Source organism: Nitrobacter sp. MLSD-S21 (genome assembly GCF_058809865.1).
In genome coordinates, this window is the sequence record NZ_JBXASZ010000006.1 from 117,697 (window position 1) to 137,616 (window position 19,920).

Consider the following 19,920-nt stretch of genomic DNA (forward strand, 5'->3'; position numbering starts at 1 on the left):
TAGAGTGGGGCAAACCAGTGGGGTGAATTTGACATTCGCCACCCACTTTGCCGCAAACCCGGCAAGGGAATGTCAAATTCAAAACTCCACTGGAAAACCTTATGGTTGCTAGTGGGCTCTTGATTCTAACATTTGCAAAGAACGCCTGCCGCGCCGGGATGCAAATGTTAGAACGGACCACTAAGAGTCGCACATCCATGACGGGGACATCATGCTGCTGGTGACCGGGGGCGCCGGTTTTATCGGATCCAATCTCGTTGCCGCGTTGAACGACGCCGGGCGCAGCGATGTGGCGGTGTGCGATGTGCTGGGACATGACGGCAAATGGCGTAACCTCGCCAAGCGGCAGCTTGCGGATATCGTTCCACCCGAGGAATTGATGCGTTGGCTGGACGGCCGTCGCCTGGACGCCGTCTTTCACCTCGGCGCGATCTCCGAAACCACGGCGACCGATGGCGATCTCGTCATCGAGACCAACTTCCGGCTGTCGCTCCGATTGCTCGACTGGTGCACGTCGACCATGACGCCTTTCATCTATGCCTCTTCGGCGTCAACCTACGGCGATGGCGCGCAGGGCTTTCGCGATGATCAATCGTTGTCCGCGCTGCGAGCGCTCCGGCCGATGAATCTCTACGGCTGGAGCAAACACCTGTTCGACATGGCCGTTGTGGACCGCGCCGCCAAAGGTGGTGCTCTGCCGCCGCAATGGGCTGGTCTGAAGTTTTTCAACGTGTTCGGACCGAATGAATATCACAAAGGCTCCATGATGAGCGTGCTGGCGCGCCGCTTCGGCGATGTGAAAGGCTGCCGCCCGGTGCAGTTGTTCAAGTCGCACCGTGAAGGCGTCGCCGATGGCGATCAGCGCCGCGACTTCATTTACGTCGACGACGTCGTTCGTGTGATGATGTGGTTGTTTGCGACGCCTTCGGTCAACGGTCTTTTGAATGTGGGAACTGGCGAGGCGCGCAGCTTTCGCGATCTGATGACTGCGGCCTATGCCTCGCTTGGCACGAAGCCGAATATCGAATACGTCGATATGCCTGAACAGATTCGCGGGGCCTACCAGTATTTTACGCAAGCAGATATCGAGCGCTTGCAAAGCGCTGGTTACAACGGAGGCTTCACGCCTTTGGAGGAAGCCGTCGATGCCTATGTCAAAGGCTATCTGGATCGCGATGATCGCTTTCGCTGACGTGCTGGACCATGATCCCGAAAAGTGAAAACCGGTTTTCGGATAAGATCATGCTCGACCGAAGGATGGGCTTGGGTCTGGTTGATGCGATTGCATCAGACTCCAGCAACAGGTGAAGGGTTTTGATGATCGATTTTGACGACTTGTCGAATGGCTTTTCCGGCCAGACGGTCCTCTGTGTCGGCGATCTCATGCTCGACGAGTTCGTGTACGGCGAGATTTCGCGGATTTCGCCGGAGGCGCCCGCCCCGGTCATCGCGGTTCAGCGGAGCGAAACCAACGTCGGTGGGGCCGGCAATGTGGCGCGCAATATCGCCGCGCTCGGTGCGCGCTGCATCTTCGTTGGATTGGCGGGTGAGGACGACGCCGGCGAGAGGCTCCGGGCCACGCTTTCGCGGGAACGCCTGATCGAACCATTGTTGATTTCGGATCCGGCGCGACCGACGACGCGCAAGGTCCGCTTTGTTTCGGAGCATTTTTCGACCCACATGCTGCGAGCCGATTGGGAAATGGCCGTTCCGGCGTCCGGGGCGGTGGAGCAGACCTTGATCGATGCCATTCTGCCGCAACTGCCACGCGCCGACATCGTATTGTTGTCCGACTATGCCAAGGGAGTGTTGACAGCGCGGGTAATCCGCGACGTCATCGATGCTGCGCGCCGGCTTGGCAAGCGCGTGATCGTCGATCCGAAGAGCGCTAATTTCAACATCTATCGCGGCGCCACGTTGCTCACGCCGAACCGCAAGGAGTTTGCGGATGCGACTCGCACCCGCGCCGACGATCAGCCGAGCATTGCGGCAGCGGCTCGCGAAATGATGCGGCTCGTCGATGGTGAGGCCGTGCTGGTGACGCAAAGCGAACATGGCATGACGCTGGTGCCGCGCGAGGGCGAGGTCATCCATGTTCCCGCGCACACCGTCAAGGTTCGCGACGTGACGGGCGCCGGCGATACTGTCGTCGCCACGCTCGCGGTTTCGCTTGCCGCGGGCGCAGATTGGGAAACCGCGCTGCGGACAGCGAGCGCCGCAGCTGCTGTTGCCGTCGGCAAGAGCGGGACTGCGATTGTCACGCTCGCGGAACTGCGCCGCAATATTCTGCCGCCGGCCTCTCTGGCCGCCGAAGAGAAAATCGCGCAATCGACGGTCAACCTTGACCAACACCTGACGGCGTGGCGTGCGCAAGGTCTGCGAATTGGCTTCACCAATGGCTGTTTCGATATCCTGCATCCCGGTCACGTCAAGGTGCTGACCGGAGCACGCGCTACGTGCGACCGGCTGATCGTGGGATTAAACAGCGATGCGTCCGTGATGCGGCTGAAAGGCGAGGGCCGTCCGATCCAGAATGAGCGGGCGCGCGCAGAAGTTCTGGCTGCGCTCGAGGCTGTCGACCTCGTTGTGGTTTTCGAAGAGGACACGCCGATGAACCTGATCGAGCGAATCCAGCCGAATGTGCTCGTCAAGGGCGGAGATTATTCTCTTGAGCAAGTCGTCGGTCAGGAGCTAGTTACTGCACGAGGCGGGGAAGTGGTGCTGATCGATACTCTGAAAGGATTCAGTACGACGTCGCTGGTGAAGCGCGCAGGAGGCCGAGCATGAGAGTCTTGCTCCGCAGTGGCCGGCGTGTTTTCGTTTCTTATACTGTCCGGACCAAAGCCTCATGAATCCGCGCCGAAAGTTTACTTCCCGAAATGTTCTGATCGCGCTGCATGACCTGATAACGGTCGTGGCAGCGGTGCTCGTGAGTTGTTACTTCCGTTTTGATGATCATGATTTTGCCCTGCGCTTGCCACTGCTCTTGAAAGCGCTGCCCTATTTCCTGGCCATCAGCTGCGTTATCTTTTATGTCTTTAACCTGACGACAACAAAATGGCGGTTCATTTCCCTTGTGGACGCCCTCAATATCGTCAAGGCATCCTCGCTTCTGGCATTCGTCATCCTGGTCTTCGACTACGTCATCATCGCCCCCAATCTTTATGGCACGTTCTTTCTTGGAAAGAAGACGATCATACTTTACTGGCTGTTGCAGATATTTCTGCTCGCAGCTACGCGCTTTACCTATCGGTATTTTCGTTACAAGCGGACCCTTGTTCACGTAAGGGCCGACGACGCAACGCCAGCCATCATCGTCGGACGCGCTGCGGATGCCGAAATTCTCCTGCGTTCGGTCGAGAGTGGCGCGGTCAAGCAATTGCGACCGGTTTGCCTATTGTCGCCGTCGGCCGCTGACATTGGTCAGACGATACGCGGCGTTGCCGTCCTTGGTGGAGTGGATCAACTCGAAGAGGTGATAACGGATTTTGCGGAAAGGCAGACGTCGATCAAGCGCATCATCATGACGCCCTCCGCCTTCGAGCCCGACGCCCAGCCGGAAACGGTTCTCGCTTACGGCCGCAAACTAGGCCTTAAGGTAAGCCGGCTGCCCTCGCTAGGGGAGGGAGGGGAGATTCCGCGCCTGACGCCGGTCGCCGTTGAAGATCTTCTGCTTCGCCCAAGCCGTACCATCGACTATGAACGGCTCGAAGGACTGATCAAGAACAAGTCCGTTGTCGTGACCGGCGGCGGCGGATCGATCGGGTCCGAAATCTGCAAACGTGTCGTGACGTTTGGTGCGAGCCGTCTGTTGATCGTCGAAAATTCTGAACCTGCTCTTTATGCGATCGTGGAGGAGTTCAGCTCCACGAGCCGAGCCGCTGTGGTGGAAGGTCGCATTGCTGACATTCGTGATCGCGAGCGGCTGATGCGCTTGATGAACGAATTCAAGCCCGACATCGTGTTTCATGCGGCTGCGCTCAAGCATGTTCCCATCCTCGAGCGGGACTGGGGCGAGGGCGTCAAGACCAACATTTTCGGTTCAGTCAATGTCGCCGATGCCGCGCTGGCATCGGGTGCCGAATCCATGGTGATGATCTCCACCGACAAGGCGATAGAGCCGGTGTCGATGCTCGGGCTGACCAAACGTTTTGCCGAGATGTATTGTCAGGCGCTGGATCGTGAACTGGCGGCACGTGCGGCCGGCAAAGTTCCGATGCGGCTGATTTCAGTCCGTTTCGGCAACGTGCTGGCGTCGAACGGATCGGTGGTACCAAAGTTCAAGGCGCAAATCGAAGCCGGCGGTCCGGTGACAGTCACGCATCCGGACATGGTTCGCTACTTCATGACGATCCGCGAAGCCTGCGATCTCGTCCTTACCGCGGCCAGCCATGCAGCGATGCCGGAAAGACATGATGTCTCGGTGTATGTCCTGAATATGGGTCAGCCGGTGAAGATCGTCGATCTGGCCGAACGCATGATCAGCCTGTCCGGCCTGCAGCCTCACAGCGACATTGAGATTGTTTTTACCGGGGCGCGGCCGGGCGAAAGATTGAACGAAATCCTGTTTGCAAGCCAGGAGCCGACGATCGAGATCGGCTTATCGGGGATCTTGGCGGCAAAGCCGAACGAGCCGCCGATGGACACGGTTCGCGAGTGGGTTGCGGTTCTAAAGGAAGCCGTCGCGAGCGAGAACAAGCTGGCGATCCGATCGATCCTGAAAGATGCCGTGCCGGAGTTCGGCGCGCATCCCGCGCAAACCTCGCCTCTCGCGCCCGATATGTCGCGATGAACCGCTGCGTTATTCGGCACTCTCGATTGAGGTCGATCCTTTCTGACTTCTTTCGCCGCTGAAAATCCAGACGAGTCCCCCGAGCGCGCCTACGACCAAAAACACCGCGCCGTACAGCAGCGAGACATTGACGCCTTCGCTAGTCGCCAGTCCGGCATATCCGAAAGTCAGAGCCATGGACGCCTCGCGCACGCCCCAGCCGGCTATCGAGATCGGCAGCATCGTAATCAGCATGACCGGTGGGACAAGCAAGAAAATCTCGCTGAAAAGGATTGGCGCGGCGATTGCCTTCACAACGCACCATGCAATCACCACGGCGAGGATATGGATGAGCAGCGACAGAAACGCAATCTTCGACCAGCGCTCTCGATTGAAGATGGCACGGTTCGTGATGATCGAGCAGGCGCGAAGATGGTGCACGGCCCGGATACGTCCGAGCCAGTGCCAATGCAATCTACCGAGAAGCAGGAAACCACCGGCGGCTGCGAGCGCGACAAGATCGACGAACAGCAATGCGAGCCGGCCTTGGGGATCGCCGATCAGACGGTAACTCCACGGCAGACTCGCGGCGATCAGCAGGGCAAGCGCAATCAGGCCAATCGCGCGGTCGACGAAGATCGAATAGGCCGCTGCCCGCCAACCGGCCGGACCACGTCCGACCAGCCAGAGCCGCATGGCGTCGCCGCCGATCGATGAAGGCAGGGTCTGGTTGAAAAACGAGCCGATCATGCAATAGCGCACCGCCTGTGCGACCGAGAGGCTGGCGCCGCAGTCGGCGCTGATTTCACGCCACCGCATGGCGCTGGCGAACACCTGCAATAGCGTTACGACAATGCCGAGCGCGATCCAGCCGGCGCTGGTGAAACCGAGGCGCGAGAGGAGGTCAGAGATATCGACCTTACGGAGCGCTAGGTAGAGCAGGGCAGCCGAAATCAGTATTTTTGCCGTTGAAAGCAGAATTTGGCGCATTGCGCTTGTCTGTGCCGAGGTTAAGTTGGCCATCGGGCTCTTCGGGACAAAGTGGACGTCTTGTCTTGGTATGGTTTTGGATTGCCTCTGGCAATAGTCGTGCACAGCGGGGTATTGCGGTCCTGCGATGCCATGGATAACGAGGCAGGGCTACCCCGTGGGCCGCGGCTCACAGTTCCTGAGGAGTGAAATTGTCGGATTATCCGATATTGGTTACCGGCGCGGCGGGCTTCATCGGATTTCACGTCGCCGGCCGACTCCTGAAGCAGGGGCATCGGGTTATCGGCATTGACAGTCTCAACGATTATTATGATCCTGCACTCAAGGATGGCCGGCTCGAAATCTTGCGCAAGGATTCACACTTTCGTTTTGTCAAAGCCGACCTGGCCAATCGTGAGGCGACGGCCGCATTGTTCGCTGAACACCGCCTTTCGGTCGTGCTCCATCTCGCAGCGCAGGCGGGCGTTCGCTACTCATTGCAGAATCCCCATGCGTACGTCGATTCCAACCTCACGGCTTTTGCGAATGTCCTAGAAGGATGTCGGCACGCCTGCTGTCCTCACTTGCTGTTTGCTTCATCGTCCTCTGTTTACGGCGCAAACACAAAGCTTCCTTTTTCCGTTCATGATAATGTCGATCACCCCGTCAGCCTCTATGCGGCGACGAAGAAGTCCAACGAACTCATGGCGCACGCCTATAGCCACCTCTATCGGATTCCGACGACGGGCTTGCGTTTCTTCACGGTCTATGGCCCGTGGTACCGACCGGACATGGCGCTCTACAAGTTCGCCGACGCGATCGTCGGAGGGCAGCCGATCAAGCTGTTCAATCATGGCAACATGCAACGGGATTTCACCTACGTCGATGACGTGGTGGAAGCCGTTGTCCGCCTGATCGATCATGCGCCACAGGCTAATGCGAGTTGGTCGGGCGATGCTCCGGATGCGGGGACCAGTTCGGCTCCATGGCGAATTTATAATATCGGCAACAACAAACCGGCAGAATTGATGAGCGTCGTCACCCTGCTGGAGAAAGCTCTCGGACGATCCGTGCAAAAGGAACTGCTGCCGATGCAACCCGGCGACGTACAGGCAACATTTGCTGACATCGATGATCTTGCCCGTGACGTCGGTTTCCGTCCCTCGACTTCACTGGAAGATGGTATTCATCGTTTTGCAGCCTGGTATTGTCGTTATCATCGGGTCAATTAGTGCGGCCGTCGGGGTTTGCGTGATCCGATTGAGTGCCTTTCATCGTACGGCTTCCCTCGTCCCTTTGATCCGGGTTCGCATCAAGATGGCCGGCAGAGTCTGATCCAACTGCGTTGAATCAGACTCTGGCCTTAACTTTTTGATTGACATGATCTTATCCGAAAACCGGTTTCCATTTTTCTCTAAGGGTCTGCGAACGTCGGAATCGGGATGGACAAATCAGCATACGGAGATGGTCCTGTGAGTGAGCGTATCGTCCCGCTCATCATGTGCGGCGGTGCGGGAACCCGGCTGTGGCCGGCCTCGCGGGAGGGGCGTCCGAAGCAGTTTCTGCCGTTGTTCGGGCCGCGTTCGACGTTTCAGGATACGCTGCGACGGGTGTCCGATCCCTTGCTGTTCGAGCGGCCGATCGTGGTCACCAACGCCGCCTACCGTTTCATGGTGCTTGAACAACTCGCTGAGATGGGGCTTGAAGCGGACATTCTGCTGGAGCCGGCACGGCGCGATTCGGGGCCGGCGATAGCCGCGGGGACGATCTTCGCGCAAATGCGTCACAGTGAAGCCGTCGTGCTCGCGCTCGCCGCAGATCACGTTGTCCGCGACACCGAAGCGTTTGTCTCCGCCTGCCGCCAGGGATTAGCTGCCGCCAATGGTGGCCGCATCGTAACCTTCGGCGTTCGGCCGCAGCGGCCGGCGACCGAGTACGGCTATATCAACCCTGGCGCGGCGATTGCGGGCGCGGTGCGAGTGGTAACGACGTTTGTCGAAAAGCCCGATCCGCAAACCGCCGCCGGTTACCTTGAGGCGGGGTATCTCTGGAATAGCGGCAACTTCATGTTCCGCGCAGCGGTTCTTCTGGATGAATATCGCAACGTCGATCCAGACAGCGTCGCCGCGGTGACCGATGCGGTATCCCATGCTGGCCGGGATCTTGGTTTTGTCATGCTCGATCCGGAGGCCTTTTCGAGGGCGCAAGCAATTTCGATCGATTACGCCGTAATGGAAAAGACCGCTCATGCGGCCGTGGTGCCGGTTGATTGCGGCTGGTCAGATGTCGGATCGTGGCATGCGGTTTGGGAGTTGTCGGACAAGGACGGTCAGGGCAATGCGGCGCAGGGGATCGCCGTGTTCGAGGATTCCCGCAACTGCAATGTCGCGACCGATAAAGCACTGGTCGCGCTGGAAGGTGTCGACGATCTCGTTGTGGTAGCGACGCAGGACGCCGTGCTGGTGTCGCGTCAGAAGGACGCCAGCGGGCTGAAACGTCTGGTGGCGAAGTTGAAGGGCCTTGCGCCGCAGGTCACGGAAGAACATCTGCGGGTCCATAGGCCCTGGGGCGCTTACCAGTCGATCGACAGGGGCGAGCGGCATCAGGTCAAGCGCATCACCGTGAAGGCCGGCGACCGGCTGTCGCTGCAAAAACATCACCATCGCTCGGAGCACTGGATCGTGGTGCGCGGTACGGCGAGGGTGACGGTCGATGACGTTGTCAAGATCGTGCACGAGAACGAATCGATCTATATCCCGATTGGAGCCGTCCACCGGCTGGAGAACCCGGGCAAGATTCCCCTGGAGCTGATCGAAGTGCAGACCGGCAGCTATCTTGGCGACGACGATATCGTCCGGATCGAGGATGATTATCGGCGAAACTGAGCTACGGCTCGGGCACCGAATCGGCTAATCTGTGGACACACTGTTGCCGTATCCAAAGGTGTTGTTCTTCGTTCGGCCGGCCACAATGTTATGTAATTCTTTGAATCAAAACGTGTTGGGATTGTTATTCCTCTAATCGCCTCTTTCGTTATGGCGTGCTAGGGAGAACGCGCGGTCGGGTTCGGGGGTGCCTAGGCTGCCGTTTTTTTTGGGGTACCTGATGAGTTCCAAGCCATCTGCACTGAAGCCGTCTGCATTAAAGCCGCCTGCATTGAAAACTGCAGCGTCCGAGCGCTTGCTGCGCGTCGGCGTGATCGGCGCGGGCGTCATGGGCAGCAATCACGGCCGCGTGCTGGCCGGTCTTCCGGGCGTCAGGCTCGTCGGCATTGTTGACCCCTTGCCCGGGCATCGTGCCCGTGCGGCCGAGATGACCGGGTGCCGAACCTTCGGGACATTCGATGAGCTACTCGCCGCCGGCGTCGACGCGGTGACCATCGCTGCGCCGACACATCTTCATTGTGAACTCGCGCTGGCTTGTATCGCGCGCGGCGTTCATGTTCTGGTCGAGAAGCCGATAGCCTCGACGGTCGAGGAGGGATTTAAGATCGTCGCAGCGGCGCACCGTGCTGGTTTGACTCTGATGGTCGGCCATGTCGAGCGCTTCAACCCGGCGGTCGCCGCCATCAAGCAGGCGATTGGGGGCGAGGATATTCTCTCGATCGCGATCACGCGTGTCGGGCCATTTCCGCCGCGCATGTCGAATGTTGGTGTTGTGATCGACCTCGCCGTGCATGACATCGACCTGATCCGCTGGTTTACAGAATCCGAAATTGTCGACGTCCAGCCCCAGCTCTCCTGTGCGGTCGCCGAGCGGGAGGATATCGCGCTGCTTCAGTTCCGGACCGCGTCCGGCGTGCTCGCGCACATCAATACGAACTGGCTGACGCCGTTCAAGGCCCGCAACGTTACGGTCGCAACCCGCGGCAAGTACGTGATGGGTGATCTGCTGACTCGCCAGGTCACGGAATGTTTCGGTTTTCAGCCGGACGGCAGCTACTCCATGCGGCATCTTCCGGTAGGTCATGACGAGCCCCTGCGCGCCGAACTGATCGCGTTTGTTGATGCGGTGCGTTCGGGCAAAGCTCCGGCCGTGGGTGGCGCCGAAGGCGTCGCCAGCCTCGCGATCGCGATCAAGTGCCTGCAAGACCAGTCTCCCGTCGCTCCGCCGGTGCAGACAGTGCGCCGTGCTGCCGGCTGATAGCCCAGAGCACAGAATGCAGCAGCATATGCCTTCTCAGGCGATTTCATTCATCGACGTCGCCGAACAGCGCCGTCGCCTGGGTAAACGTATCGATGACGCGATAGCTCGTGTCCTGACGCACTGCCAGTTCATCAACGGTCCGGAGGTCGCACGCCTGGAGGCCGATCTTGCGGCTTTCAGCGGCGCGAAGCATGTGGTGGCCTGCGCGAGTGGCACGGATGCGCTGTTGATGGTGCTGCTGGCGAAGAAAGTCGGCCCTGGCGACGCGGTGATCTGCCCGACATTTACATTCTGCGCGACCGGAGAGGTCGTGGCGCTGCTCGGCGCGACGCCCGTGTTTGTCGATGTTGACGAGACAACCTTCAATATCGACATCGCTTCGCTCAAGAACGGCATCGCCGTCGCGAAACGGCAGGGTCTCAAGCCCCGGGCTATCATCCCCGTCGACCTGTTTGGTCAGTCCGCCGATCATGATGCGATTGCGGCAGTTGCTGCGGCCGAGAATCTGTTCGTTTTGGACGACGCCGCACAAGGTTTTGGCGCGACCTACAAGGGCCGGCGGTTGGGTACGTTCGGCCTTGCGACCGCGACCAGTTTCTTCCCCGCCAAGCCGCTCGGCTGCTATGGCGACGGCGGAGCGATCTTCACCGACGATGCCGAACTGGCCGACACATTGCGCAGCGTGCGTGTGCATGGTCAGGGATCTGACAGGTACGACAACGTGAGGCTGGGTCTCACGGGTCGCATCGATACTGTGCAGGCGGCGGTCTTGATCGAAAAGCTCAAGATATTCCCTGACGAGATTGCGGCGCGGAATGCAGTTGCCAGACGCTACAATGAAGGGCTCGGGCAGGTTGCGATCGTGCCGCGCGTCGCATCGGATTGCACCTCGGTATGGGCGCAGTACACGATCCGGCTGCCGAATGGGGGCCGTGAGGCGCTGGCATCGACGCTAAAGGCGCAGGGCATTCCGACCGTGGTCTACTATCCGAGGTCGCTGCATCAGCAGACCGCCTATCGGAGCTTCCCGGTCGCCGCCGGCGGCCTTGCTGTCAGCGAAAAGCTGTCGACCGAGGTCATCAGCCTGCCGATGCATCCCTATCTGGATGAATCGACCCAGGGCCGAATCATCGAGGCTGTGCGCGCCGCGCTTCCGAACTGACTTCGGCATTTTGCGCCGCAAGGCGATCCTGTAGAAACGCCGGATGCTTGGACGTATTTTCACCGTCGGCGGATATACGCTGCTCTCGCGGCTGACGGGGTTTGCGCGCGACATCATGCTCGCGGCAATCCTTGGCGCCGGGCCGGTCGCGGATGCGTTCTTCGTGGCGCTGCGATTGCCGAATCATTTCCGGGCGATTTTTGCCGAAGGCGCTTTCAACGCTGCGTTCGTGCCTGCTTACGCGCATGTCTCTGCCGGCGGCCCTGCTGCTGCAAAATTGTTCGCCAGCCGCATCTTCACCCTGCTGTTGCTGTCGCAGGTGATTTTGCTGGTGATCGCATGGCTGTTCATGCCGCAGGTCATCGCATTGCTGGCACCCGGCTTCGCTGATGACCCGATACGCGGCGAGCTCGCCATTTCGCTGACCCGGATCACCTTTCCTTACCTTCTTCTGATCACGCTGGTGACGCTGTACGGCGGAATGCTGAACGTCGTCCACCGCTTTGCCAGCGCGGCCGCGGCGCCGATTTTCCTTAATCTGTCGATGATGATGGCGCTGGCGCTCGCCGCCTTTTTTCCGAGCGCCGGACACGCGGCGGCCTGGGGCGTGCTGCTCTCGGGTTTCTTGCAATATTTTTTATTGGCGGCCGACGCGGCGTGTCACGGCCTGATGCCGCGGCTGACACGTCCAACGCTCGACGCCGACGTACGTGGTTTCTTTCGCGCGCTCGGACCTGCAACTGTCGGCTCCATGGGAACGCAACTGGCGATGTTTGCCGATACTATCATTGCCACCTTTCTCCCGGTCGGCGCGCTGTCGGCGCTCTATTATGCCGACCGGCTTAATCAATTGCCGATCGGGGTGATCGGTATCGCCATCGGCACCGTGCTGCTGCCGGAAATGTCGCGGCGGATCACGGGCGGTGATCTTGCAGGTGCAATGGCATCGCAGCGCCGGGCGTTCGATTTCACGTTGCTGTTTTCGGTGCCGTTCGTGGCCGCCTTTCTGGCCGTCCCCGATGTGGTCATGCGGGCGATGTTCGCGCGCGGCGCTTTTTCCGCGGCGGATGCGGCGGCGGCCGGCGCGACGCTTGCAGCCTACGCGGTGGGTCTCATCCCCTTTGTTCTGATCCGCAGCGCGGTCGCCACGTTCTACGCGCGCAAGAATACCGCGACTCCGGTGAAAGCTTCGCTCACCGGGCTCGGAGTCAATCTCGTGCTCAAGGTGGCATTGATGGGCTCGCTGGCGCAGGTCGGTCTGGCGCTCGCCACCGCGGTCGGGGCCTGGATCAATCTTCTGCTCGTGATCGGATTTGCGATGCGGGCAGGATACTTCGAGGTCGATCGGGCGTTGCGAGTCTCGCTCGTCAAATTTCTGATCGCGGGCGCGGTGCTCGCAGCGGCGCTGTGGTTCACCGCGCGCTTCGCCTCTGGACAGTTTGCGGATTGGAGCGCGATGCGCGACGAAGCGGTGCTCGGATTGCTGATGATCGTCGGAGCCCTCGTTTATGCCGGCGCGATTTTGCTGCTGTTCGGTCCGCGCTGGTTGAGGTCGTTGGTGCGGGTCTAGTCTCCGATTCCGACAGTTGCTCGAGCATTGCGCTCGGTAGTGTTCCGCTGCAGTATCTCGGTAATCCGGGAACATAGCTGGAGATCCCATGGCTCCCGTAAAGTTCGGCATAGGCCAAAGCGTTCGGCGCCAGGAAGATGATGCCCTTATTCGCGGCAAGGGGCGCTATACCGACGATCACACGCCGTCCGATGCGTTGCACGCGCTGATGCTGCGCTCACCGCATGCTCATGCAACATACAGCATCGACGCCTCGCGCGCTCGGGGCTTGGCGGGGGTTGCCCTGATTCTCACTGCAGCCGATGTCGGCGATCTCGGGGGCTTGCCCTGCCAGTTCAGTTTGCCTGACCAACCCTTCACCGCGCCGCCGTATCCCATTCTGCCGAAGGACGAGGTGCGGCATGTCGGTGATGCCATCGCTTTCGTTGTCGCCGATACGGTCGAGCACGCACGGGACGCGCTCGAGGCGATCGAGGTCGGATGGACGCCGCTTGCCTCGGTTGTTGGCGTCGCCAATTCCGTGAAGGATGGCGCACCTCAGGTCTGGTCCGATCACGTCGGTAACGTTCTGTTCGACGTTTCGCTCGGCGACAAGAAGGCGGCGGATGCAGCCTTCGCCGGGGCGCATGCCGTTGCCGAGATTTCGATCGTCAATCCGCGCGTCGTCACCAACTTTATGGAGACGCGCGCCGCAGTCTGCGAATATGACGCGGGACGCGATCACCTGACGCTGACGGTCGGCAGTCAGGGCAGCCATCGCCTGCGCGAGATCCTTTGCCGGTCCGTGCTGAAGATACCGATGGAAAAGATGCGCGTGATCTGTCCCGATGTCGGCGGCGGATTCGGCACCAAGCTGTTTCCTTATCGCGAATACGCGTTGATCGCGGTCGCCTCGAAAAAACTTCACAGAACAATCAAATGGACGGCAGAGAGGTCGGACCATTTCGTTGGCGACTCGCAGGGGCGCGACAACGTCACGACCGCGCGTATGGCGCTGGCCCACGACGGCAGGTTCCTCGGCATGGACGTCGATCTGATGGGAGATATGGGAGCTTATCTCTCGACCTTTGGTCCGGACATTCCATATAGCGGAGCCGGGATGCTACCGGGCCTCTATGATATCCAGGCGTTTCATTGCCGCGTCCGCGCCGTGTTCACCAACACCGTGCCGGTCGATGCCTATCGAGGCGCGGGCCGGCCCGAGGCAGCCTATGTTGTGGAGCGGTTGGTTGATGCCGCTGCGCGCAAGATCGGAATGACGCCGGACGCGATCCGGCGCAAGAACTTCATTTCACCGGAAGCGATGCCGTACAGGACCGCGACGGGCAAAATCTATGACTCCGGCGATTTCGCGACGCACATGACGCGCGCGATCGAGATCGCGAAATGGCAGGAATTTCCCAAGCGGGCTGAAGCGGCGAAAAAGCGGGGTTTTGTTCGTGGTATCGGTTTGGCCACCTATGTCGAGGTCTGCGGCACCATGGGACGCGAGCGGGCGGACGTACGGCTTGATGCCAATGGTGACGTCACCGTGTTGATCGGTACGCAATCAACCGGGCAGGGCCACGCCACCGCCTATGCGCAGATCATCGCCGATCAGTTTGGGATACCTCCCGAACGGGTTTACCTGATGCAGGGCGACACCGATGTGGTCGCTACCGGTCTCGGCACCGGAGGGTCGAGTTCGATTCCGTCCGGCGGCGTCAGCGTCGAGCGGGCGACACGCAAGCTCGGCGCGCAGCTCCGCGAGATCGCCTCCGAGGCGCTCGAAACCAGCGCGGCCGACCTCGAGATCAGCGACGGCTCGATCCGTATCGCCGGTACGGACCGCTCCGTCTCCTTAACCGATCTTGCAAAGCGCGCCGATCCATCGAAGCTGACGGCCGACGAGAGTTTCAGCAGCGCCGACGGCACTTACCCGAACGGTACCCATCTCGTCGAAGTCGAGATCGATCCGGCGACCGGAAAGATCGAACTTGTGAATTACGTGGTCGTCGACGATTTCGGCGTGACGTTGAATCCGCTGCTGCTTGCGGGGCAGGTCCATGGCGGCACCATGCAGGGCATCGGCCAGGCGCTGATGGAGCACGCGGTCTATAGTGAGGACGGACAGCTCGTCACCGGTACGTTGATGGATTACGCGCTGCCGCGCGCCGCCGACGGCGTCTCAATCACCTTCGAGACCCACAATGTTCCCTGCGCCACCAATCCTCTCGGGATCAAGGGAGCGGGTGAAGCAGGCGCCATCGGCTCCTGCCCAGCGGTGGTCAATGCCATCATCGATGGCCTGTGGCGGGAGTACGGGATCGACCACATCGACATGCCAACGACGCCCGAGCGAGTCTGGACGGCGATCCAAAACGCTCAGCGGAGCCGGTGAAGACGGTCGAGTCGGAAGCCTACTTGGTGACCTGACCCCGGATTTCGCCGCCAGGATGGGCTGCGGTGTGGACGTTGACATAATACTGGCCGGCAAGGAGATCGGCGGCTTGCGTGTCGGTCAGCGTAGCGCTGCCGTCGGCCGGGCTGGACGTCGCATCGGGGATCGTAACTGCAATGCCCGCATTCTCGCCAGCGGCTGCCGGGCCATGGAAATGGGCGGCCGTCACCGGACCGGTGAGACCCGAATAGGTCAGTTTCCACGTCAGTTTTTTGGACGCGGGATCGTAATTCGCATCGACCGTTCCGGTGCCCTTGCTGGTATTGGCGGGCACTTCGGATGCGCCGTTCAGGGTTGCTTTCAGTTTTTCAGCGGAGGCTTGACCCGCGAACGTGATAGCAGCGGCGAGGGTGAGGGCAGCGAGAGAAATCCCGGCGGTTTTCATCGTTTTCTCCTCATCGTGTTCAGAGTTGGCGCAAATTCAAACGAGGCTTTCCGCAGTTTGTTCCCGATACCGGCAGCAGCTATTTCGATCCGAACGCCTTGAAAGTAATAATGGTGTGGGTGTCCTGAATGCCGGGAATGACCTGCACCTTTTCGTTGACGAAGTGACCGATATCGGTGTCGTTATCGACATAGAACTTCGCCAGCAGGTCGTAGTCGCCGGCGGTGGAATAAATCTCGGAGGCGATCTCGGCTTCGGCGAGCGTGTTGGCGACGGCATAGGATTGGCCGAGCTTGCACTTGAATTGGACGAAGAAGGGGACCATCGCGTATCTCCGGAAGGACGAAGCTCCAATATAACAATTTCAGGTCGGGAGCACACCGGTCGCGCTTGAGAAAGCACGCCGCGCCTGCGCCTGCTGGCTAACCCTGTTGCCTATCCCTGCCGGTCCGCGCTGATTATGCTGGCGTGATTTGATGGCTTACGTGAGAAGACGATGACAGTCCCTATCGCCTTGACCATCGCTGGCTCCGACTCCAGCGGCGGCGCGGGAATCCAGGCCGACCTCAAGACATTCGCCGCGCTTGGCGTCTATGGAGCGTCTGTCATTACGGCGCTGACTGCGCAGAACACGCAAGGCGTCATGGGAATCCACCACGTTCCGGCCCATTTCGTGACCGCGCAGATCGACGCCGTGTTCAGCGATCTCGATGTCGCAGCCCTTAAGATCGGGATGGTCGCTCACGCCGCCACGATCGATGCCATCGTCGCTGGCCTGTTGCGCTGGGCGCCCGCGCATGTGGTGCTCGATCCAGTGATGGTCGCGACTTCGGGGGCCCGCCTGCTGGAGTTTGATGCGGTTGAGGCATTACGGAGAACACTTGCTCCGCGAGCGCAACTGATGACGCCAAACCTCCCGGAGGCCGCAATGCTGCTCGACGAACCCGTTGCTGAGAGTGAAAGCGATATCGTGCGGCAGGGCCAGCGGTTGCTGGAGCTAGGCTGTGCTGCGGTCTTGATCAAAGGCGGGCACATGCATGGTCCCGAAAGCGTCGACTATCTTGTCACCCGCCAAGGAACGCTTCAGTTTGCCGCTCCGCGTGCCACCACGAAAAATACCCACGGAACTGGCTGTTCGCTGTCGTCGGCTATCGCTGCAGGTCTGGCCAAAGGCGACGGCATGGAAACCGCCGTGCGCAAAGCGAAAGATTACATCACGGCGGCGATCGCAGCCGCCGACCGGCTAAACGTCGGTCGCGGCCATGGACCTGTTCATCATTTTCACGGGTTCGATCGCGGCTGATGGTGTCGTCGTCCGATTGTGTCTGTCATTGCTCTGTCATGACGGCATGGTAGCTGCGCTACCATGGGCAGCGACGCGATGAATGAAGGCAATCCAGATCGCCGTTTCCGGGCTCTGTTCATCTCCGACGTCCATCTGGGTGCGGGCGGCTCTCAGGCCGGCCAGTTGCTGGATTTCCTCAAGTATCACGATGCCGAGACGATTTATCTCGTCGGCGATATCATCGATGGCTGGGCGCTGAAGTCGAGTTGGTACTGGCCGCAATCGCATAACGACCTCGTCCAGAAAATGCTGCGCAAGGCGCGCAAAGGCGCGACAGTTATTTACGTGCCCGGCAACCACGACGAATTCCTTCGGTCCTATTATGGAACGCATTTCGGTGGCATCGAGGTCGTCGAGAACGCGATCCATAACGGCGCTGACGGGCGGAGCTATCTCGTTATCCATGGAGATATCTTCGACCTGGTGGTTCAGAACGCACGGTGGCTCGCCCACCTCGGCGACAAAGCCTACGACTTCGCCATCCGGGCCAATCGTATCGTCAACGCGTTCCGCCGTTCGTTCGGATTCCCGTACTGGTCGCTATCGAAATGGGCGAAATTCAAGGTCAAGAACGCAGTGAACTACATCGGCGCGTTCGAGCAGACGCTGGCCGGCGAGGCGCGTCGTCACGGCGCCGACGGCGTGATCTGCGGCCATATTCACCACGCCACGATCCGCAACGAACAGGGCATTTGCTACATGAACTGCGGCGACTGGGTGGAGAGTTGCACCGCGCTTGCCGAACATGAGGACGGTCGATTTGAGATCATCACATGGGCCGATCCGTTGCGCCATTCGCCGTCTGTGGTACCTATAAGCGCGCGTGCGGCGTAGATGCGTATACTGATCGCTACCGACGCCTGGCATCCGCAAATCAATGGCGTCGTGCGGACACTGACGATGACTGCCGCCGCCGCCAGGCCGTTTGGCGTCGATATCCGCTTCCTGACCCCGGAGTCGTTCCGGACTGTTGCGCTGCCGGGTTATCCTGGAATTCGCGTCGCACTGCCCGAGCCGACCAGGATCGCCGCGCTGATCGCAGAGGCCAATCCCGACAGCATTCACATCGCGACCGAGGGGCCGATCGGCCTTTTGGTGCGTCGCTATTGTCGCAAGCATGCAAGGCCGTTCACGACGAGCTTCCATACCCGTTTTCCGGATTACATTTCGGCGCGGGCGCCGATCCCCGAAGCCTGGATATGGGCCGCGCTACGCTGGTTTCATAGTGCCAGCCGAGCGGTCATGGCAGCAACCCCAGCGCTTGCGGACGAGTTGCGCCACCGTGGCTTCCGCAATGTGGTGCTGTGGCCGCGGGGCGTCGACATCGGCTTGTTTCATCCGCGGGAGACCGATCTCCGCCTGCCGCGCCCGATTTTTCTGTCGGTCGGACGCATTGCAGTCGAGAAAAATCTCGATGCGTTTCTCAGCCTCGATCTACCCGGCACCAAGGTTGTCGTCGGCGATGGACCGGCTCGCGCAGCGCTCGAGCGGACCTATCCGGACGCGGTCTTTCTCGGCGCGCAAGCAGGCGAACAACTGGCAGCAACATATGCCGCCGCCGACGTCTTCGTGTTCCCGAGCCGCACCGATACGTTCGGCCTCGTTCTTCTCGAAGCGCTGGCGAGCGGCGTTCCGGTCGCGGCCTTCCCTGCGGCCGGCCCGCGCGATGTCATCGGTGATACTCCCGTCGGCGTCCTCGACGAGGATTTACGATCGGCGTCCCTGGCGGCGCTGAAAATCGCGCCCGAGGCCTGCCTTGAGTTTGCCGCCAGCCGGACATGGGAGAAGTCAGCCCGCGCTTTCGTCACCAATATAGTTGAGGCTTGTGCAGCTGAGACGAGGGCGGCAAGTTCTCACATCGCCAACCCGCGTTTCGTCGCCTGACAAAAGCTGCAATGGGAGACGGATGGTCAGGAAAAGAACGCGATTTTTTCTGCTTGAGTCATGCGCCTGAACGGAGCCATCGGATCGGAACGCGGCGTGATTCGCGGGACGATTCCGCTCTCCAGCAGCGAGACGCCGAGTGAAGGTGGCGCGGCAATATCGGGTGTTGACTCGGGCTCGGGATCAATACGCGCGTCAGAGCTGTTTGCGATCGGCTCGGCAACTGGCGCTAGCTCGACGGTTCCCGGCCTGTCAATAGCATGGTCCGTCGCGGGTTCTTCGAAATCAGGCGCTGCCATTTCGAGCGCGATCATGTCGAGCACGGCGTCGTCGTGCGCTATGTCCTGTTCACTCACTTCGGCGGCGGGTTCGCGTTCGATATGATTTTCCGTCGTCGCTCCATCGGCGGCCGCGACCGGCGTGTCGCCCGCAGTAGCGGTGGCGGCTTCTGGCTCAACGACAGCAGCTTCCGCCATTGCCTGCTCGTGAGATGCTGCTTCTTCGGGTAGGGTGACGGCTTCATCGCTCGTCGTCGGGGATGCGGTTTTGAGTGGGGACGGAGAAGCCTTCGAGCTCGGCGAGTCCCACAACCCGTCGAGTGTTGCCTCGATCAGGCTGAACGCTGAATGCAGCACTGCCACGTCGTCTCTGGCGGCAAGCTGTGAATGAGCTTTCTCGATCGCGCCGGCCTGCGACTCGAGGATATCGCAAATACGGCTGTCCCCGCCGATCTCGCGCCAACGCCACGAGATTTCACGAATGATGCGTACGCCATTCTGAATCGGGACGAGTGCATCGTTTATGATCCGCTTGTCGAATGCCGCCATTGTGGCGGTTCTGGCTTCAACGAGACTTCTCCTGATCGCGGCGAGTGCGTTGGGCAATGTGTCGGCGGGCGCTGCCTGTTGTTGAGTCGCGATAGTTTGCTCGATGCGCGCAACGGCATCGAGCACCATCGCAGTGTCGGCGCTGCGGTTGCGCTTGGCGTACTCGGCAAGAAACCACCGGCCTCTCGACGTCTCCATAAAGGCTTCGCGAATGGCGTCGAAGTCGGTCTCGCTGAGAGGCGCAGCGCTGGCGGAAATCGGCGACAGGGCAAAAGCTTCATCGGCCATGGCAAACTCGTCGCGTAAATCATTGCGCGTTGCTGTAACGATCAACACGATTCAGCCCGAATCGCAATTGAATTGACGCGATCCGAATCAGAAATCCCCCATTCGCCGCGTTCTGGAGGGCAGGTGGTTTGCG

Annotated in this window: 16 protein-coding genes; 12 read left to right on the forward strand and 4 right to left on the reverse strand. The window is 60.3% G+C overall.

What is annotated here, in order from left to right; genetic code table 11:
• Nucleotides 1–211 precede the first annotated feature (211 nt).
• From rfaD to AC1RT6_RS16605, 3 genes are all read left to right on the forward strand, one after another.
• Nucleotides 212–1,192, forward strand: coding sequence for an ADP-glyceromanno-heptose 6-epimerase (rfaD, locus tag AC1RT6_RS16595; RefSeq protein WP_079446126.1), 981 nt, complete (start codon nucleotides 212–214; stop codon nucleotides 1,190–1,192).
• A 125-nt stretch (nucleotides 1,193–1,317) separates the two neighbouring features.
• On the forward strand, nucleotides 1,318–2,787 hold the full coding sequence (rfaE1, locus tag AC1RT6_RS16600; RefSeq protein ID WP_079446127.1) for a D-glycero-beta-D-manno-heptose-7-phosphate kinase: 1,470 nt from the start codon (nucleotides 1,318–1,320) through the stop codon (nucleotides 2,785–2,787).
• A 61-nt stretch (nucleotides 2,788–2,848) separates the two neighbouring features.
• The gene (locus AC1RT6_RS16605; RefSeq protein ID WP_079446128.1) at nucleotides 2,849–4,792 is read left to right on the forward strand and encodes a nucleoside-diphosphate sugar epimerase/dehydratase; all 1,944 of its coding nucleotides are present in this window, start codon (nucleotides 2,849–2,851) and stop codon (nucleotides 4,790–4,792) included.
• Between the two features lie 9 nt (nucleotides 4,793–4,801).
• Here the strand turns inward: AC1RT6_RS16605 and AC1RT6_RS16610 are convergent, their stop codons facing one another.
• Nucleotides 4,802–5,761 (reverse strand): lysylphosphatidylglycerol synthase transmembrane domain-containing protein, encoded by a 960-nt coding sequence (locus AC1RT6_RS16610; protein WP_079446183.1) that lies wholly within the window; start codon nucleotides 5,759–5,761, stop codon nucleotides 4,802–4,804.
• A gap of 191 nt (nucleotides 5,762–5,952) precedes the next feature.
• Between AC1RT6_RS16610 and AC1RT6_RS16615 the strand changes: the two genes are divergently transcribed.
• From AC1RT6_RS16615 to AC1RT6_RS16640, 6 genes are all read left to right on the forward strand, one after another.
• Nucleotides 5,953–6,972, forward strand: a complete 1,020-nt coding sequence (locus tag AC1RT6_RS16615) for an NAD-dependent epimerase (RefSeq protein ID WP_079446184.1) — start codon at nucleotides 5,953–5,955, stop codon at nucleotides 6,970–6,972.
• Between the two features lie 240 nt (nucleotides 6,973–7,212).
• A complete protein-coding gene (locus AC1RT6_RS16620; RefSeq protein WP_079446185.1) occupies nucleotides 7,213–8,625 on the forward strand; it encodes a mannose-1-phosphate guanylyltransferase/mannose-6-phosphate isomerase in 1,413 nt (470 codons plus the stop codon).
• Nucleotides 8,626–8,845: 220 nt separating this feature from the next.
• A complete protein-coding gene (locus AC1RT6_RS16625; protein ID WP_244553435.1) occupies nucleotides 8,846–9,883 on the forward strand; it encodes a Gfo/Idh/MocA family protein in 1,038 nt (345 codons plus the stop codon).
• Nucleotides 9,884–9,899: 16 nt separating this feature from the next.
• Nucleotides 9,900–11,048: a DegT/DnrJ/EryC1/StrS family aminotransferase gene (locus tag AC1RT6_RS16630; protein ID WP_079446129.1), complete on the forward strand. Its 1,149-nt coding sequence runs from the start codon at nucleotides 9,900–9,902 to the stop codon at nucleotides 11,046–11,048.
• Between the two features lie 43 nt (nucleotides 11,049–11,091).
• Nucleotides 11,092–12,618, forward strand: coding sequence for a murein biosynthesis integral membrane protein MurJ (gene murJ, locus AC1RT6_RS16635; RefSeq protein ID WP_472789323.1), 1,527 nt, complete (start codon nucleotides 11,092–11,094; stop codon nucleotides 12,616–12,618).
• 88 nt (nucleotides 12,619–12,706) lie between these two features.
• Nucleotides 12,707–14,998 carry a xanthine dehydrogenase family protein molybdopterin-binding subunit gene (locus AC1RT6_RS16640; protein ID WP_079446131.1) on the forward strand — a complete coding sequence of 764 codons (2,292 nt, stop codon included), beginning with the start codon at nucleotides 12,707–12,709 and terminating at the stop codon, nucleotides 14,996–14,998.
• 19 nt (nucleotides 14,999–15,017) lie between these two features.
• Here the strand turns inward: AC1RT6_RS16640 and AC1RT6_RS16645 are convergent, their stop codons facing one another.
• Entirely contained in the window at nucleotides 15,018–15,443 is a 426-nt protein-coding gene (locus AC1RT6_RS16645; RefSeq protein ID WP_079446132.1) for a CHRD domain-containing protein, read from the reverse strand.
• A 79-nt stretch (nucleotides 15,444–15,522) separates the two neighbouring features.
• A complete protein-coding gene (locus tag AC1RT6_RS16650) occupies nucleotides 15,523–15,768 on the reverse strand; it encodes an Lrp/AsnC ligand binding domain-containing protein (protein WP_079446133.1) in 246 nt (81 codons plus the stop codon).
• 171 nt (nucleotides 15,769–15,939) lie between these two features.
• On the opposite strand from AC1RT6_RS16650, the gene thiD reads away from it, so the two are divergent.
• From thiD to AC1RT6_RS16665, 3 genes are all read left to right on the forward strand, one after another.
• Nucleotides 15,940–16,746, forward strand: a complete 807-nt coding sequence (gene thiD, locus AC1RT6_RS16655) for a bifunctional hydroxymethylpyrimidine kinase/phosphomethylpyrimidine kinase (RefSeq protein WP_079446134.1) — start codon at nucleotides 15,940–15,942, stop codon at nucleotides 16,744–16,746.
• A gap of 78 nt (nucleotides 16,747–16,824) precedes the next feature.
• A complete protein-coding gene (locus AC1RT6_RS16660) occupies nucleotides 16,825–17,622 on the forward strand; it encodes a UDP-2,3-diacylglucosamine diphosphatase (protein WP_079446187.1) in 798 nt (265 codons plus the stop codon).
• Entirely contained in the window at nucleotides 17,623–18,672 is a 1,050-nt protein-coding gene (locus AC1RT6_RS16665) for a glycosyltransferase family 4 protein (RefSeq protein ID WP_079446135.1), read from the forward strand.
• A 26-nt stretch (nucleotides 18,673–18,698) separates the two neighbouring features.
• Here AC1RT6_RS16665 and AC1RT6_RS16670 read toward each other — a convergent pair whose 3' ends face one another.
• Nucleotides 18,699–19,787: a hypothetical protein gene (locus AC1RT6_RS16670; protein ID WP_079446188.1), complete on the reverse strand. Its 1,089-nt coding sequence runs from the start codon at nucleotides 19,785–19,787 to the stop codon at nucleotides 18,699–18,701.
• Nucleotides 19,788–19,920 lie beyond the last annotated feature (133 nt).

Excerpts from the sequence above, each read along its gene's own strand:
- rfaD (WP_079446126.1), top strand. The coding sequence starts at position 212 with ATGCTGCTGGTGACCGGGGGCGCCGGTTTTATCGGATCCAATCTCGTT.
- rfaE1 (WP_079446127.1), top strand. The coding sequence starts at position 1,318 with ATGATCGATTTTGACGACTTGTCGAATGGCTTTTCCGGCCAGACGGTC.
- AC1RT6_RS16605 (WP_079446128.1), top strand. The coding sequence starts at position 2,849 with ATGAATCCGCGCCGAAAGTTTACTTCCCGAAATGTTCTGATCGCGCTG.
- AC1RT6_RS16610 (WP_079446183.1), bottom strand. The coding sequence starts at position 5,761 with ATGCGCCAAATTCTGCTTTCAACGGCAAAAATACTGATTTCGGCTGCC.
- AC1RT6_RS16625 (WP_244553435.1), top strand. The coding sequence starts at position 8,846 with ATGAGTTCCAAGCCATCTGCACTGAAGCCGTCTGCATTAAAGCCGCCT.
- AC1RT6_RS16630 (WP_079446129.1), top strand. The coding sequence starts at position 9,900 with ATGCAGCAGCATATGCCTTCTCAGGCGATTTCATTCATCGACGTCGCC.
- murJ (WP_472789323.1), top strand. The coding sequence starts at position 11,092 with ATGCTTGGACGTATTTTCACCGTCGGCGGATATACGCTGCTCTCGCGG.
- AC1RT6_RS16640 (WP_079446131.1), top strand. The coding sequence starts at position 12,707 with ATGGCTCCCGTAAAGTTCGGCATAGGCCAAAGCGTTCGGCGCCAGGAA.
- AC1RT6_RS16645 (WP_079446132.1), bottom strand. The coding sequence starts at position 15,443 with ATGAAAACCGCCGGGATTTCTCTCGCTGCCCTCACCCTCGCCGCTGCT.
- AC1RT6_RS16650 (WP_079446133.1), bottom strand. The coding sequence starts at position 15,768 with ATGGTCCCCTTCTTCGTCCAATTCAAGTGCAAGCTCGGCCAATCCTAT.
- thiD (WP_079446134.1), top strand. The coding sequence starts at position 15,940 with ATGACAGTCCCTATCGCCTTGACCATCGCTGGCTCCGACTCCAGCGGC.
- AC1RT6_RS16660 (WP_079446187.1), top strand. The coding sequence starts at position 16,825 with ATGAATGAAGGCAATCCAGATCGCCGTTTCCGGGCTCTGTTCATCTCC.
- AC1RT6_RS16665 (WP_079446135.1), top strand. The coding sequence starts at position 17,623 with ATGCGTATACTGATCGCTACCGACGCCTGGCATCCGCAAATCAATGGC.
- AC1RT6_RS16670 (WP_079446188.1), bottom strand. The coding sequence starts at position 19,787 with ATGGCCGATGAAGCTTTTGCCCTGTCGCCGATTTCCGCCAGCGCTGCG.